Source organism: Streptomyces sp. TRM68416 (assembly GCF_014596915.1).
Classification (GTDB): domain Bacteria; phylum Actinomycetota; class Actinomycetes; order Streptomycetales; family Streptomycetaceae; genus Streptomyces.
Genome location: NZ_JACVWU010000010.1, coordinates 58,560 through 73,528 on the forward strand (window position 1 = coordinate 58,560; position 14,969 = coordinate 73,528).

A 14,969-nucleotide genomic window follows, 5' to 3' on the forward strand; every position below is an offset into this window, starting at 1 on the left:
GGCGCGCTGTGCGATCAACCCGGTCACGTGGGGGGTGAGTTGCCGATGAGACCGGAGGTGCGCACTGAGCCTCCGTCAGGAGTGTTACGTGGCTATACCGATGACGTATCCGTGTCATGAGCACGGAAGTCCGGGGCGAAGGGCGGACCGAGCGGGCGACGTGCCGGTCCCCGGGGCACGCCGGAGTTCAAGTCGTCCTTCGCGTAAGCCCCTGCCGGGGCGCAGCCCGGCTCAGCTCTCCTTGAGCAGCGGGTCGATCATCCTGCGCAGTTTGGTGTCGTCGAGCGCGCCGAATGCCCTGGCCGCTATGTTCCCCTTGCGGTCCACGGCGATGGTGACCGGCAGCGCCTGAAGGTTCACCGTGCCCTTGGGGAATCCCGACAGGAGCAGTTTCCCGGTCGGGTCGTACAGGCTCGGGTAGGAGATGTCGAAGTCGTCCTCGAACGCCTGGGGCCGCAGCCTGTCGTCGTCGCGCGTGTTGATGCCGACGAATTCCACGCCCTTGGCCTTCACCTCCTTGGCGACCTTGTTCAGGTAGGGGGCTTCGGCGCGGCAGGGAGGGCACCAGGAACCCCAGACGTTGATCACGACGACCTTGCCGCGGAGGTCGGCGAGGTCGAGTTGCTCCCGCTGGAGGGTCTCGCCCTTGATCCGGCCGACGGGGCCGCGCTCCTGCGCGGCGACCGTCTCGATGCCGTCCGCGCCCATGACGTAGTGCGTTCCGCCGCGGTCACCGGACTCGCCGCTGCCGCAGGCGGACAGGGCGAGCGAACCAAGAGTGACGGTCACGGTCAGTGCGACCGTACGGGCGCGGCGGCTGAAGATCATGCACTGAGCTTCCCACGGAGCCCCGCATGCCTACGACTCCTATACCAGGACCAGCAGTTGGGCGGCGACCAGCACATCCACCACACCGCACCACTCCGCGAACGTGCGGGCCACCACCCGGTCGCGCCACAGGTGTACGAAGTCCCAGACGCCGTGGAGGAACCAGCCGGTCGCCACGAGGTAGCGGCCCAGATCCGGGTCCACCGCAAGACCGGCCAGCGCCAGCCCGCAGAAGACGGCCGCGCCCGTCGCCTGCACGCCGAAGGTGGCCGGACCGTGCGGAGTTCCGCGCAACACGCCCCACAGCAGGAGGACGAGCGCGAGGGCGACCAGGGCGGTGGACGGGGCGACCGCGCTCTGCAGGGGGAGGACGAACACGACCGTCAGCCCCGCGCCGAGCACCGGCCAGGTGGCCCGGGGCGTGCCGAGCTGGTGGACGGTCAGGTAGATCAGGGGAAGCAGCGGCAGGACCTCTCCGAAGCCGCCGACGGCGTCGGCCACGTCCTCCGAGCCGGATGCCGTCAGGTTGAGCGCCGCGGCCGCGAGGGCCAGCGCTGTCGGCCGGCGTCGCTTGAGTGCCGCGGGCCGGAGGCAGCGCTTCCGTGCCTCGGGCCGGAGGCCGTGTGCGGTGCTCATGGGATCAGCTCCCGTACTCGTCGCGACGACGGAGCATCACGAGGGCCATGAGCGGAAGCATCATGAGGTGCTCAAGGACCATCAGCGAGTCGGAGGTGAGGACGTCCAGCCAGAGCAGGGGGAACAGCAGGAGCAGGGGTGCGAACATCGCCCCGCACATCTCCAGGGTGCCCGCCCGGCCGTGACCTCGATGGCGCATCCACACCCCCATTCCGGCCGCCATGGCGAACGCCATCTCCAGGGAGGCGAGTTCGGGCTGGCGACTCGCGGAGATCTCCGCCCCGGCGAGCGCGAGGACGCCTCGCGTCACCGCGCCGAGGACGAGCATCCCGACGACCATCGCGGCCACCATCTCCAGGTAGTGGCGGGCGAAGTGCCGGAGGGCCGGTCGGCCGTGCGTGTCCTTCCTGAGCTGTGTCGTCTGCTGCATGACGGCCTCTCCTCGGGTACGGGGGTGGGGTATTGCCCGGTGTGCCTTCAGCCTGCTGCGGGGAGAGGTCCGCCAGTAGTGCCGAATCCCCCTGTGCTCACGTGGAGTTGTCACGGCCGCGAATGACATCTGTCATGGGCCAGAATGGCCGCATGGGGGACGAGGCAGTCGAACGCGGCGCGGGGCTGACGGGCTTCCGCCGCTACACGTGGTGGACCGTGCCCGGTATGAGCGCGTGCGTCCTGCTCGCCTTCTTCGGGGAGTGGCTCCTCGACGGCGACGTCACGCTGTGGGCCCGCGTCCCGGCCGCCGTCGCCCTGCCGGTCGAGACGGTGGCGTGCGTGGTGCTGCTGGGCCGGCGCCTGGCGCCCCGGTCGGCGCCCGTGGGCTGGTTGTCCACGGCGGCCGTGGCCGCGGTCGTCCTCGCGGTGGCGCCCCTCGCCGTACGCAACTACGCCCTCTGGCCCCTCGCCCCGGCACTGGTGGTGACGGCCGTCGCGACCTACCTCCCGCCGGGCCGCCGACGGCTGCTGATCGCCGGTGCGACGACCCTCGCGCCCCTGCCCGGCGGCGTCATCAGCCTGGCCGCGGGGGACGGCGAACTGGCGTACGCCGCACTGTTCCCGGCCGGGATCGTCGCCTTCACCGCCTGGGTGACGCTCGGCCCCCTGTGGGCCTGGGACACGGCACGGCGGCTGGACGAGGCGCGGCGGTTGGAGGCGGAGCTGGCGGTCCGGGAGGAGCGGCTGCGGTTCGCCGCCGACCTGCACGACATCCAAGGCCACCACCTGCAAGTCATCGCGCTGAAGGCCGAGTTGGCGGAGCGGCTGGTCGAGAGGGACCCGGCGCGCGCCGCCACGGAGATGAAGGAGGTACGGCAGTTGGCGGCCGACGCCCTCAGCGACACCCGTGCCGTGGTGCAGGGCTACCGCCGGACGGCCCTGGACGACGAGATCACCAACGCGACCCGGGTGCTGGCCGCGGCCGGCATCGACGCGCGGACGGACCTGTCCCCCACCGCCACCGAACTCACCGAGCCCGCCCGTCATCTGCTCGGCCTGGTGATGCGGGAGGCGACCACGAACGTACTGCGGCACAGCCGGGCCCAACACGCCTCCGTCGCCTACCGCATCACCGACGGCTCCGCCCGCCTGAGCGTGACCAACGACGGCGCCGAGGACCACCCCACCGCCCTGGCGGGAGCCGGCCTGGCGGGAACCGGCCTGCGCACCCTCGCCGCACGTCTGACGGCAGCCGGCGGCGACCTCACCTGGCAGCACGCCGACGGCCGGTTCGCCGTCACGGCCGTCCTGCCCGCGGACGGAGCCGCCCGGTGATCCGCCTGCTCATCGCCGACGACGAGGATCTGCTGCGCAGCGCCCTGGCCGCCCTGCTCGCGCTGGAGGACGACTTCGATGTCGTCGCCGAGGCGGCCACCTCCACCGACGCGGTACGGCTCGCCCGCGAGCTGCGCCCCGACATCGCCGTCCTCGACCTGGAGATGCCGCCCACCGACGGCCTGCGCGCCGCCGAGGAGATCCCGGCGGAACTCCCCACCCAGATCGTCATGGTCACCCGGCACGCCCGTCCCGCCGTCCTGCGCCGGGCCCTCGCCGCCGGCGTACGCGGCTTCGTGCCCAAGACCACCCCGGCGACCCGGCTCGCCGAGATCATCCGCGACATCGCGCAGGGCCGCCGCTACGTCGATCCGCACATCGCCGCCTCCGCCCTGGCCGAGGACGACTGCCCCCTGACCGGCCGCGAACTGGAGATCCTGCGCGCCGCCCGCACCGGCGCGTCCATCGCCCAGATCGCCGCGGAGGTCAACCTGGCCGCCGGCACGGTCCGCAACTACCTCTCCTCCGCGATGTCCAAGCTGGGCACCCCGACCCGTCACGCGGCCGCGCACCGGGCGTGGGAACAGGGATGGATCTGACGCCCCGGCCGCTGTCGTCCGAGGACACCGACCCGGCACGCCCGCGCGCCGCCCGGCGAGCGGGTGGCCCTCGTGAGCACGCACGAGCGGCGCGAGGGCTACGGCAGCGGAGAGCCGTCCGTCAGCTTCGTCCGGCGGCACCGGGGCCAGCCCCGGTCAACGGCGGTCGCGGTGCCCCGGGCCACGGTCTCCTCGGCGCCCCACCGCGCCGGACAGGGCCGCTTTGAGGAGGCGGCGGAAGGTGGAGCATTCCATGTGGCTCGGCGCCGGGCAGGCGGCGGCGTGGCGCAGGGAGTCGCGCAGGACGCCCAGTTCGCGGATTCTGCGGTCCAGCTCGTCCGCCTTGTCCGCGAGCATCCGCCGGTCGAGGCGTGGCTGCCCGTCCGGCGCGAACATGCCCGCTATCTCGTCGAGCGAGAACCCGGCCGTGCGCCCCAGCGCGATCAGCGCCAGGCGCTCCACTACGCCGGGATCGTACTGGCGGCGCAGGCCCCGTCGGCCGGTCGAGGCGATCAGCCCCTTCTCCTCGTAGAACCGCAGGGTGGAGGCGGGTACCCCGGCGCGGCGCGCCACCTCGGCGATGTCCAGCTCCGTCATCCTCTTGACCTCAAGTCGACTTGAAGTAGCACGCTGTCATCTCCGCTCGACGACGGCAAGCACGGGAGGCGATGATGGACGTGATGCGTGAGACCTCTGACGAACAGGCGGCCCGCTGGAAGGGCCGCGGCGGCCATGTGTGGGTCGAGAGCCAGGCGCTGCTGGACGGGATGTTCCGGCCGCTGGAGGAACTGCTGCTAGAAGCGCTGCCCGCCAGGCCCGGAGACCGGGTGCTCGACGTCGGCTGCGGCACCGGCGGTCTGACGCTGGCCGTGGCACGGCAGCTCGGTCGGGCGGGTCGCTGCGTCGGGGTCGACATCTCCGAGCCGATGATCGACGCGGCCCGGGCGCGCGCCGAGCGGGAGGGCACACCGGCGTCCTTCGTCCTGGCCGACGCCGCGGACCACGCGTTCGAACCCGGCGGCTTCGACGCCGTCGTCTCCCGCAACGGCGTGATGTTCTTCGGCGACTCCGTGCAGGCGTTCGCGAATCTGCGGCGCGCCGCCAGGGACGGTGCCGGGCTGCGGTTCGTCTGCTGGCGCGGCGCGGAGGAGAACCCGTACATGACGACGGCCGAGCGCGCCGCGGCCCCGCTCCTGCCGAACCTGCCCGCCCGACGGCCCGACGAGCCGGGGCAGTTCGCGTTCGCCTCCGCGGAGAGGATCCACCGGATCCTGGCGGAGAGCGGGTGGACGGACATCGACATCCGGCCGGTCGACAGGACCTGCACGCTGCCCGAGAGCGAGCTGGTGGGCTACTTCACCCGCCTCGGCCCGGTCGGCCTGGTCTTCGCCGAGGCGGACAAGGAGACACAGACCCAGGTCATCGAGCGGGTCCGCGCCGCCTTCGAGCCCTTCGTACACGGCACGGAGGTCCGCTTCACCGCCGCCTGCTGGCTGGTCGCGGCGCAGGCGGGGTAGGGCTGGGGCAGGGGGCGGCTCGGCGCGCGGCTCGGAGGCTCAGCGGCTCAGCGCTCGGCGCTCACGGCACCCGGACGTCGTGCAGCTGATCCGGGCCCAGATCGCCGCGCACAGGGCGTCCTTTCGCCGTCGCGACCGGCGTCAGTCCACGGGCCAGGTGTGCGCGGGCGCGTTGAGATGCATGTAGTCCATGTACGTCGTGGTCATCTGCCGCAGCGCCGCCGCCCGGTCGGCGGTGGACTTCTCCAGGTGGTGGACCGACTCCGCCTGCCACAGGGCTCCGTTGCGGGCGGTGACGCAGCGCTGCTCGATGACGCCGAGCAGGGGTTCACGCCACTCCACGTCCATGCCGACCAGCTCCAGCCCCCGGTGGGCCAGGGGCAGCAGCCGCCGCAACACCAGCTCCGTGACCGGTACTTCGCCGGTGCCGGGCCAGTACAGGCGGGCGTCGATGCCGTCGCGGGCGGCCGCGTGCAGGTTCTCCTCGGCGACCGAGAAGGACATCCGGGTCCAGACCGGCCGGTCGTCGTCGACGAGGGCGCGGGTGAGGCCGTAGTAGAAGGCGCCGTTGGCGATGGTGTCGGCGACGGTGGGGCCGGCGGGCAGGACCCGGTTCTCGATGCGCAGGTGCGGGCCGCTGTCGGTGACGGCGTAGACGGGACGGTTCCACCGGTAGATCGTGCCGTTGTGCAGGGTGAGTTCGCCCAGCTGCGGGACGGCGCCGCGGCCGAGTGCCTCTTGCGGGTCCTCGTCGTCGCAGAGCGGCAGCAGCGCCGGGTAGTAGCGCACGTTCTCCTCGAAGAGGTCGAACACGCTGGTGATCCACCGCTCCCCGAACCACACCCGGGGCCGTACTCCTTGGGCCTTGATCTCCTGCGGGCGGGTGTCGGTGGCCTGCTCGAACAAGGGGATACGGGTCTCGCGCCACAGTTCCTTGCCGAAGAGGAACGGCGAGTTCGCCGCCAGCGCGATCTGTACGCCCGCGATGGCCTGGGCCGCGTTCCAGTAGTCCGCGAACTCCCTTGGGGAGACCTGGAGATGGAACTGGGTGCTGGTGCAGGCGGCCTCGGGGGTGATGGTGTCGGCGTACGTCGACAGGCTCTCCACGCCGTCCACCCTGATCCGCAGATCCTCCCCCCGCGCCGCGAAGATCTGCTCGTTGAGCAGTCGGTACCGCGGATCACCGGACAGGGCGGTCTCGCCCACGTCCGACTCGCCCAGGGTGGGCAGAATGCCGATCATGATCAGGTGTGCGCCCACCTGCGCGGCGCGTTCCTCCGCGTGGTTGAGCGCGTCGCGGATCTCCTGTTCCCAGGCGCCGGGACCGCCGGTCGTGAGCTGCCGGGGCGGGATGTTGATCTCCAGGTTGAAGCGGCCCAGCTCGCTCGACCAGGCCGGATCGGCGATCGCCTGCAGCACCTCGGTGTTCCGCATCGCGGGCAGCCCGCGCTCGTCCACCAGATTGAGCTCGATCTCCAGCCCCACCTGGGGGCGCTCGCTCTCGAACCCCGACTCACGCAGCATCTGCGCCAGTACGTCGAGACAGGTGTGCATCTTGTCCCGGTACCGACGGCGGTCCTCGCGCGTGAACACCAGGGCCGGTACGTCGCGTCCCATCGCACCCTCCCGAGTCACCTCGGCGGACACCTCTCGCTACCCCAGCGTCCCACTTCGGACGGGGCACGCCCAGTCAGCCCGCCTGACGCCTCTTCCGGGCCTGCCCACCAGCCACTTTGTACCCCCGGCAAACAAAGCCGCTGCCGACGCCGGTGGGCGATCTCCACCGCGGCGCGGACGGGCTCTTGCGGGGCATCTGTCACGGGGCCGTGGCCCAGGCACGGGGCCGTGGCCCAGGCACGGGGCCGTGGCCCAGGCACGGGGCCGTGGCCCAGGCACGGGGCCGTGGCCCAGGCACGGGGCCGTGGCCCAGGCACGGGGCCGTGGCCCAGGCACGGGGCCGACGCCCAGGACGAAAGCGCGTGCGTCGGGGGGCGGGCGGCAGCGGGGCGCCAGTCGGACTCCCCGGGCGGCCGGACACGCGCGGCTCCGGTCCCGGACCGTCGGGGCGCGCGGCCGCCAGCGGACCGGCCGAGCCGCGTCACGGCAGGCCCGGACGACCCGCGTCCGCAGGAGGGCCGGACGACCCGCGTCGGCGGGAGGACCTGGCGAGCCGCGTGGTGCCGTACGCCCACGCAGGCCGCGCACGCGACCCGCGGCGGCCCTCAGCCCCCGCGCCGCACCCGCGCCGCCCTGCGGGCCTCGGCGAGCTTGCGGGCCTCGTCGGCCTTGCGTGACTTGCCGCCGGTGCCTCGGGAGGCGGCCTTGCCGGTGCCCAGGCCGCGGAAGGGGGCGTTGGTGTTCTTGGGGCGGGGTGCGGCGGGACCTCCGTCGAGCGGGGTGCCGGAGGGGGCCTTGGCCCCGGTGATCCGGCTCAGTTGCGCCTCGCCCGAGCGCACCTTGGTGACGGTCGGCGCGATACCGGCCTCGGCCATGACCCGGCTCATCTCGCGGCGCTGGCCCGACAGCACCAACGTGACGACGCTGCCGGACTCGCCCGCTCTGGCGGTGCGGCCGGCGCGGTGCACGTAGTCCTTGGGGTCGGCCGGCGGATCGACGTTGACGACGAGATCGAGGTCGTCGACATGCAGGCCACGGGCCGCGACGTTGGTCGCCACCAGGGCGGTGATCCGGCCGTCCTTGAACTGCGCGAGGGTGTGCGTGCGCTGTGGCTGGGACTTGCCGCTGTGCAGGGCGGCGGCGCGCACGCCGCTGGCCCGCAGATGCCGGGTGAGCTGGTCGACCGCGTGCTTGGTGTCCAGGAACAGCAGGACGCGGCCGTCCCGGGCGGCGATCTCCGTGATGACGGCGTACCGGTCGGGACCGTGGACCACCAGCATGTGGTGCTCCATGGTCGTGACCGCGCCCGCACCCACGCCCGCACCCACGCCCCCGTCCACGGGCGAGTCGACGGAGTGCACGACCGGGTCACGGAGGTAGCGGTGGACCAGGTCGTCGACGTCACGGTCCAGCGTGGCCGAGAACAGCATCCGCTGACCGTCGGGACGCACCTGGTCGAGTGCTTCGGTGACCTGCGGCAGGAACCCCATGTCACACATCTGGTCGGCCTCGTCGAGGACGGTGATCCGTACCCGTCCCAGACGGCAGGCCTTCCGGTCGACGAGGTCGTGCAGACGGCCGGGCGTGGCGACGACGACCTCGGCGCCGTCACGCAGCGCGGCGATCTGTCGTCCGATCGACATGCCGCCGACGACCGTGGCCATCCGCAGCCGCAGCGCCTCGGCGTACGGCGTGAGCGCCTCGGTGACCTGCTGGGCCAGCTCCCGCGTGGGCACCAGGACCAGCGCGAGGGGCTGCTTCGATTCCGCACGCCGCCCGGCCGTCCGGGCGAGCAGGGGCAGGCCGAAGGCGAGCGTCTTGCCCGATCCGGTACGGCCGCGTCCCAGCACGTCGCGCCCCGCGAGGGCGTTGGGCAGGGTGGCCGCCTGGATCGGGAAGGGCTCGCGCACGCCGCGCTCGGTGAGCGTGCGCAGCACCTCGGTCGGCAGCCCCAGGTCGGCGAAGGAGGCGACCGCGGACACCGCGGAACCGGTGGGCACCGACTCGGCGAGGCCGCCGTGCGCGGTGTCGTGGCGGTCGGGGTGATGCATGAGGAGCCTTCCGTCCGAGGAATGTGCCGAGGAAGGCCCGGCAGGAATCAGCGTCCGACGACCGTGGGAACCGACCGGGCAGAATCACCGACCATCACGAACGCACAAAGGTCTGAGGATAACACAACGTGACGATCCACCGTCCGGGCTCAGGATGCCGAGCCCGGGCGACCGCCGCGGCGCAGTGCGCGGGTGCACCAGCCGATGATCGCGGCGTTGGCCCCCGCCCCGATGGCGACGGCGCCGAAGAACATGGCGCTGTTGTCCGGCAGCACCAGGAAGACGAGGCTGCCGGGGGCGGTGGCGAGGAGTGGGATGACGCCCGCCATCGACTCGCCCGAGCTGTCGGCCGCGGTCACCACGAGCGCCCACCCGAGCAGGACGGCACAGACCCCGAGGTAGACGAGGCCGAGGACGCCGAAGTGGTCGCGCAGGCGGCGCGGCACGGGTCGGCCGGAAGCAGAATCGGTACCGGTCACAGAAATGAACTCCAGGGTTGCATGGTAGCGGTCAGAGGTGGGTGCCGGGCGGATTCGGGCGGGCGAGCCCGAGGTCGTACGCGAGGATCGTCGCCTGTACCCGGTCGCGCAGGCCGAGTTTGCGCAGCAGCGCGTTCACGTGGGACTTCACGGTGCCCACGGTGATGCCGAGTTGCTCGGCGATCTCGGCGTTGGTGAGGCCGGACGCGACCAGGGCGAGGACACGCCGCTGGCTGTCGGTCAGGCTGTCCAGCTCGGGGGAGCCGGCGTGCGGGACGGCGGCGGTCGGTCCGGACGCGTAGTGTCCGATGAGGCGGCGGGTCGCGGACGGGGCGAGCACGCTCTCGCCGGCCGCCACCACCCGTATGCCGTGCAGCAGTTCGGCGGGGCGCACGTCCTTGAGGAGGAAGCCCGAGGCACCGGCGCGCAGCGCGTCGAAGACGTACGCGTCGAGGTCGAAGGTGGTCAGGACGAGGACCCGGGGCGCGTCCTGGCGAGCGGTGATGATGCGGGTGGCTGCGATGCCGTCCAGTTCGGGCATGCGTACGTCCATCACGACCACGTCGGGCGCCAGTTCTTCGGCGAGCCGCACCGCGCCGGCGCCGTCGGCGGCCTCGCCGGCGACCGTCATGTCCTCCTCGGCGTCGATCACGGCGGCGAATCCCGCCCGTACGATGCCCTGGTCGTCGACGACCAGCACCTTGAGGCTCATCGTTCCCTCTCGTCGTTGCCCGGCGTGACCGCGAGGGGCAGCCGGATGCGGACCGTGCCCTGCGGTCCGGTGGTCAGGGTGCCGCCGAGTGCCGAGACCCGTGCCGTCAGCCGCTCCCTCAGCGTGGGCTCGGCGGCGCGGGGCACCCCGGTGGCCATGAGCGTCAACGTACCGTCGTCCGCGTCGACTTCGAGCGCCGCCGGTTCCTCGCCGCCGGCCGTGAGCACGGTCTCGGCGGCGTGGTAGGCGGCCAGGTCGACGGCGGTGGGGAGGCGCTCCGGTACGCGGTCGGTCAGCCGTATCTCGATGTCGCGTCCGGTGGCGCGGAGTTGGCGGGCGAGCAGGTCGAGCGCCTGGAGGGTGGGCTGCGGCCGCAGCTCTGCTCCGGCCTCTCCGTCCCGGACCGCGTCGAGCAGGGCGCGCATCGCGGCCAGGGCCTCCCGGGCCCGTTCGGCGGTCGCGTCGAGCCGTCCGGCCTCCGCCTCCCTGATCATGTCGGCGGTGCGTGAGAGGACGGTGGTCTCCAGCCCGGCGGCGATCCTACGGCGCTCCGCCCACGCGTCCCGGACGGCATCCTCCGTCCAGGCGGCAAGGCGTTCGTTCCGCGCTCCCCGGGCGGCCCGGTGGCTCCGACCTCGCAGGACTCCGGCCCCGTGGGCGGCGCCGACCGCGAGGGCCGCCGCGACCGTCGCCGACGCCACGACCGCCCCTACGGGGACCGTCGTGCCCCGGTCCAGCACGGCCGCCGTCGCGGCGAACGCGTGCACCACGACGGCGGCGATCGGAAGGACCGGCCATGATGTGCGCGGGCGCACCGGCTGCGGCACGCGCGGACGCCCCTCGGCGACACCTGCCGGTTCCGCCCGAGCGGCTCCGCCTGCGGTGGTACGGGCCGATGCCCGACCCGCGGGAGCGGAACAGTCTGCGCCTGTACAGGCCGAGCTTGGGCTCCCGGAATCGGAGTGGCCTTGGGCAGCACGGGCCGAGCCCCGCCCCCCGGAAGCAGAACGGCCTGCGGCCGCACGGGCAGCGTCCGCCGCGACTGCCGCGCACGTCGCGAGCACGCTCAACACGGGAGGCAGGACCGCCGGCCCGGTGTACTCCCCCGCCGCCATCGCCACCGGCCACAGCAGGGCCAGACCGAGCAGGGCTCCCCGAGCAGCGCGGGGCGTCCGGCGCAGCCACAGCAGGGCGACCGCCTGTGCAGCGGCCAGCAGCGCGAAGAGCACGCCCGCGGACACCCGCGTACCGTTCGACACGTCCTCCGCCCGGACGACCAGCGCCGGCAGCAGCGGCTGTACGACCAGACCGGCGGCGGCCGTCAGTTGTGCCAGGCGGTAGGTCCGCGGAACGGACGACTCCACCGGGGCCGCGGTCCGGCCGGGCAGGACCGCGCGCACCTCCCAACCGCCGTCCGCCGTGGGGCCGGTGGTGAGGCTGCCGCCCGCCTCCCGAGCCCTCGACCTCAGAAAACCCTGGCCCCGGCCGCCGCCGAGTCCCGCCCCGTGCGCCACCGCCCCGGCCGGCGCTGACGCGCTCGTGACCACGACGTCCGTGCGGGTGTCGCCGTACCGGACCTGCACCCTCGTATGCGCACCCGGGGCATACCGCGCCACGTTGGTCAACGCCTCGCGCACGATGCCGTACGCCGCGTCCGCGAGGGCACCGTCCGGGAGGGCGTCGATGGCGCAGTCCACTTGCTGGTCCAGGCGCCGGAATCCCTCGACCAGGCTCAGCAGACGCTCCTCCGGTGACGGCAGTTGCTCGCGGGAGGGCGCCGGGGCCCGAACCGCGCCGAGCGCACGGCTGACCTCGCGTCCGGTCTCCCTCGCGAACTCCAGCGCCTCCTCGGCCATTTCGGGGCGGCGTTCACGCAACCCGAGGGCCGCACCCGCCGTGACCACCACAGCCGTCAGATGATGAGCGCTGACGTCGTGCAACTCCCGCTCCATCCGCTGCCGTTCCACGGCCGGAAGCCGGTGACGTTCGAACTCGGCCCGCTTCAGCACCTGTTCGGCCGCATGCCGTGCCCGACGCGCCCGCCGCACGAGCAGGCCGACGCCGCACGAGGCGGCATACAGCACCGCCGTCAGAACAAGATCGAGTCCGTTGCGGTCGCTGAGCCCGTGCAGGCTGATGCCCTGCAGGAGCTGCCAGACAGCCAGCGCCATCCCGCACAACACAGCGGTGAAGGCGTCGAGTTCGGTCGCCACGGTGAACAGGGCCAGCGCGACGCCTGCGGTCCCGAGCACCGCCATCGCCCCGGCGGGCAGCGGCCCGGCGCCCAGCGCACAGGCGGCGGCGACCACGACAAGGGCGGCCACCGGGCGGACGCGACGAAGCGCGAGTGCGGCCGTCACCACCCCGGCGACCAGGGCCGCGACGAGAAGAGCGGACGCGGGCGGGACGACCCCGCGCACCAGCGCCGCGCCCGGCCACACCACGGCCTGGACACAGGCCGGCAGAGCCGGAAGCAGCCGGTCGCCGGTTCGGCGCGGCATGACGCATTCGACAGCGGTTGAGATGACGGACGGGATGACGGATCTCGCGGCGGATTTCATGGCGGATCAAGGCTATGACCGCAGGTGAGCGGCCCGAATCCGGCTGACGACGGATTCCGGTCTCCAACCTGGGTTACAGACCCTCTACCTGCGGTTCGAGGCCCCGATCCTCCCGCAGCCCGAGGACGGCCCCACGCCCTCGACCATAGGCTCGATCACATTGAGAACGCGGCAGGCCACCGCTTCTACGACCGCTTCTACGACCACTTCCACCAGCGGTTCTTCCACACAGCTCCGCGTATCCAACTCTCCAACGAATTCAGGGGGATCTCCCATGTCCAAGCGCATTCTCCTCTCCTCGCTCATCGGCGCCGTCGCCCTCGGCGGAGTGGCCGCCGGCGGCCTCGCCCTGGCCTCGGCCCCCTCGGAGCCAACGCTGAAGAACGAGTCGGCCCGCTACGTGGCTCCGTCCGAAGCCGGCGCGGGTTCGCTCACCTACACCGTGGACGTGAGCGACGAGTCGGGCATCCGGGACCTCAAGGTCCTTGCCTGGCCCGCGAGTTCCAAGCTCGACCCGACCGAGGAGGAGCTTCGCTCCGTGGACCGCGCCGAGTGCCGCAGCACCTCGGACGAGACCACCCGCTGCACCTACGCACTGAAGGTCACGAAGAAGGAGGCGGCCGATCTGGCCAAGGGCACCTGGTACATCTCGGCCCTGGCCACGGCCAAGGACGGCGACACGACGTTCGCGCCCCGCGCCGCCACGTTCATCGTCACGCCCTGACACGCCCGTCGAGCCATCGTTCAGTGCGCCCGTCCGCCGAAGGCACATGCCGTCGGCAGGCGGGCGCACGGCTTCCCCGCTCACCCGAACACCCTTGCCCACAACCGAGCAGGCACCCTACGCTGACTTTGTGCCGCCAATAAACAAATCCCGTCGGCGCACCGCCGCGCCGGACGCCCGAACCGACCTCACCCGCCTCCGCACCGCCCTGACCACCTTCTTCGCCCTCGACGGCTTCATCTTCGCCGGCTGGGTCGTCCGCATCCCCGCCATCAAGGAACAGACCGGCGCCACCGCCGGCACTCTCGGCCTCGCCCTCCTCGGTGTCTCCGCGGGCGCCGTGATCACGATGATGCTCACCGGCCGCCTCTGCCGCCGCTACGGCAACCACCGGGTCACCGTCGTCTGCGCGGTCCTGCTCTCCCTCAGCGTCGCCCTGCCCCCGCTCACCCACTCCGTCCCGGCCCTCACCGCGGTACTGCTGGTCTTCGGCGCCGCCTACGGCGGGATCAACGTCGCCTTCAACAGCGCGGCCGTCGACCTGGTCGCCGCCCTGCGGCGGCCGATCATGCCCAGCTTCCACGCGGCCTTCAGTCTCGGCGGGATGATCGGCGCCGGGCTCGGCGGCCTGGTGGCCGGGGCCTTCTCCCCGACGCGGCATCTGCTCGGCCTCACCGCCGTCGGACTGGTCGTGACGGCGGTCGCGGGGCGCACGCTCCTGCGGCAGGAACCACCGCGGCCACCGGATCGCGTCGTCGACAGCGCCGGGCGGGGCGAGTCGCGCCGACCGGACCGGCGCACCCGCGGGCTGGTCGTGGTCTTCGGACTGATCGCGCTGTGCACGGCCTACGGCGAGGGGGCCATGGCCGACTGGGGCGCCCTGCACCTCGAACAGGACCTGGACGCCCCGCCGGGTCTGGCGGCCGCGGGGTACGCGTGCTTCGCGCTCGCCATGACGGTCGGCCGGCTCACGGGGTCGGCCCTGCTCGAACGGCTGGGCCGCACCCGTACGGTGGTCTTCGGCGGTGCCACCGCGGCCGTCGGCATGCTCCTCGGCTCCCTCTCCCCCGCCGTGTGGGCGGCGCTGCTCGAGTTCGCCGTCACCGGGCTCGGGCTGGCCAACCTCTTCCCGATCGCCATCGAGCGCGCCGGCGCGCTCGCGGGCCCGAGCGGCGTCGCGACCGCCTCCACCCTCGGCTACGGCGGCATGCTCCTCGGACCGCCCGCCATCGGCTTCATGGCCGACTGGCTCTCCCTGCCCACCGCACTCACCAGCGTCGCCGCGCTGGCCGCCGTGGCCTCGGTCATCGGGGCCGCGACCCGGCACACGACCACGGACTGACCTGCGCAAGGCTCCGCCGGGCGGTATAGCCACCGAGCCGGACGACCATGGCCTCGGACGCTCCCGCGGCGGCCTGACCACCAAGCTCCACCTGGCCGCCGAGCAAGAACAGCAGCCCATGCCGATCGTGGTCACG

At 72.8% G+C, this 14,969-nt stretch carries 14 protein-coding genes; 5 read left to right on the top strand and 9 right to left on the bottom strand.

Going from position 1 to position 14,969, the window contains the following annotated elements; genetic code table 11:
- Positions 1-231: 231 nt before the first annotated feature.
- Genes ICC28_RS17690 through ICC28_RS17700 form a run of 3 tightly spaced genes read right to left on the bottom strand, consistent with a single transcriptional unit; the run spans position 232 to position 1,894 of the window.
- Positions 232-828, bottom strand: coding sequence for a TlpA family protein disulfide reductase (locus ICC28_RS17690; protein ID WP_188289554.1), 597 nt, complete (start codon positions 826-828; stop codon positions 232-234).
- Between the two features lie 39 nt (positions 829-867).
- Entirely contained in the window at positions 868-1,464 is a 597-nt protein-coding gene (locus tag ICC28_RS17695; protein ID WP_188289555.1) for a hypothetical protein, read from the bottom strand.
- 4 nt (positions 1,465-1,468) lie between these two features.
- Positions 1,469-1,894: a hypothetical protein gene (locus ICC28_RS17700; protein WP_188289556.1), complete on the bottom strand. Its 426-nt coding sequence runs from the start codon at positions 1,892-1,894 to the stop codon at positions 1,469-1,471.
- Between the two features lie 152 nt (positions 1,895-2,046).
- On the opposite strand from ICC28_RS17700, the gene ICC28_RS17705 reads away from it, so the two are divergent.
- Positions 2,047-3,231 carry a sensor histidine kinase gene (locus ICC28_RS17705; protein WP_188289557.1) on the top strand — a complete coding sequence of 395 codons (1,185 nt, stop codon included), beginning with the start codon at positions 2,047-2,049 and terminating at the stop codon, positions 3,229-3,231.
- On the top strand, positions 3,228-3,830 hold the full coding sequence (locus ICC28_RS17710; protein WP_188289558.1) for a DNA-binding response regulator: 603 nt from the start codon (positions 3,228-3,230) through the stop codon (positions 3,828-3,830). The genes ICC28_RS17705 and ICC28_RS17710 overlap by 4 nt, the downstream gene beginning before the upstream one ends.
- A 156-nt stretch (positions 3,831-3,986) precedes the next feature.
- Here ICC28_RS17710 and ICC28_RS17715 read toward each other — a convergent pair whose 3' ends face one another.
- Positions 3,987-4,427, bottom strand: a complete 441-nt coding sequence (locus tag ICC28_RS17715) for a helix-turn-helix domain-containing protein (RefSeq protein ID WP_188289559.1) — start codon at positions 4,425-4,427, stop codon at positions 3,987-3,989.
- A gap of 83 nt (positions 4,428-4,510) precedes the next feature.
- Between ICC28_RS17715 and ICC28_RS17720 the strand changes: the two genes are divergently transcribed.
- Complete coding sequence (locus ICC28_RS17720; protein WP_317454039.1) at positions 4,511-5,347, top strand: class I SAM-dependent methyltransferase; 837 nt, start codon at positions 4,511-4,513, stop codon at positions 5,345-5,347.
- A 141-nt stretch (positions 5,348-5,488) separates the two neighbouring features.
- Here ICC28_RS17720 and ICC28_RS17725 read toward each other — a convergent pair whose 3' ends face one another.
- From ICC28_RS17725 to ICC28_RS17745, 5 genes are all read right to left on the bottom strand, one after another.
- Entirely contained in the window at positions 5,489-6,964 is a 1,476-nt protein-coding gene (locus ICC28_RS17725) for a glutamate--cysteine ligase (protein WP_188289560.1), read from the bottom strand.
- Between the two features lie 605 nt (positions 6,965-7,569).
- Positions 7,570-9,015 (bottom strand): DEAD/DEAH box helicase, encoded by a 1,446-nt coding sequence (locus tag ICC28_RS17730; protein ID WP_188289561.1) that lies wholly within the window; start codon positions 9,013-9,015, stop codon positions 7,570-7,572.
- A gap of 149 nt (positions 9,016-9,164) precedes the next feature.
- Positions 9,165-9,494, bottom strand: a complete 330-nt coding sequence (locus ICC28_RS17735; RefSeq protein ID WP_188289562.1) for an SCO4225 family membrane protein — start codon at positions 9,492-9,494, stop codon at positions 9,165-9,167.
- Between the two features lie 31 nt (positions 9,495-9,525).
- Entirely contained in the window at positions 9,526-10,206 is a 681-nt protein-coding gene (locus ICC28_RS17740) for a response regulator (protein ID WP_188289563.1), read from the bottom strand.
- Entirely contained in the window at positions 10,203-12,707 is a 2,505-nt protein-coding gene (locus ICC28_RS17745; protein ID WP_188289564.1) for a histidine kinase, read from the bottom strand. The genes ICC28_RS17740 and ICC28_RS17745 overlap by 4 nt, the downstream gene beginning before the upstream one ends.
- 334 nt (positions 12,708-13,041) lie before the next feature.
- On the opposite strand from ICC28_RS17745, the gene ICC28_RS17750 reads away from it, so the two are divergent.
- The gene (locus tag ICC28_RS17750; protein ID WP_188289565.1) at positions 13,042-13,491 is read left to right on the top strand and encodes a DUF5707 domain-containing protein; all 450 of its coding nucleotides are present in this window, start codon (positions 13,042-13,044) and stop codon (positions 13,489-13,491) included.
- Positions 13,492-13,621: 130 nt separating this feature from the next.
- A complete protein-coding gene (locus tag ICC28_RS17755; RefSeq protein WP_317454040.1) occupies positions 13,622-14,833 on the top strand; it encodes an MFS transporter in 1,212 nt (403 codons plus the stop codon).
- Positions 14,834-14,969 lie beyond the last annotated feature (136 nt).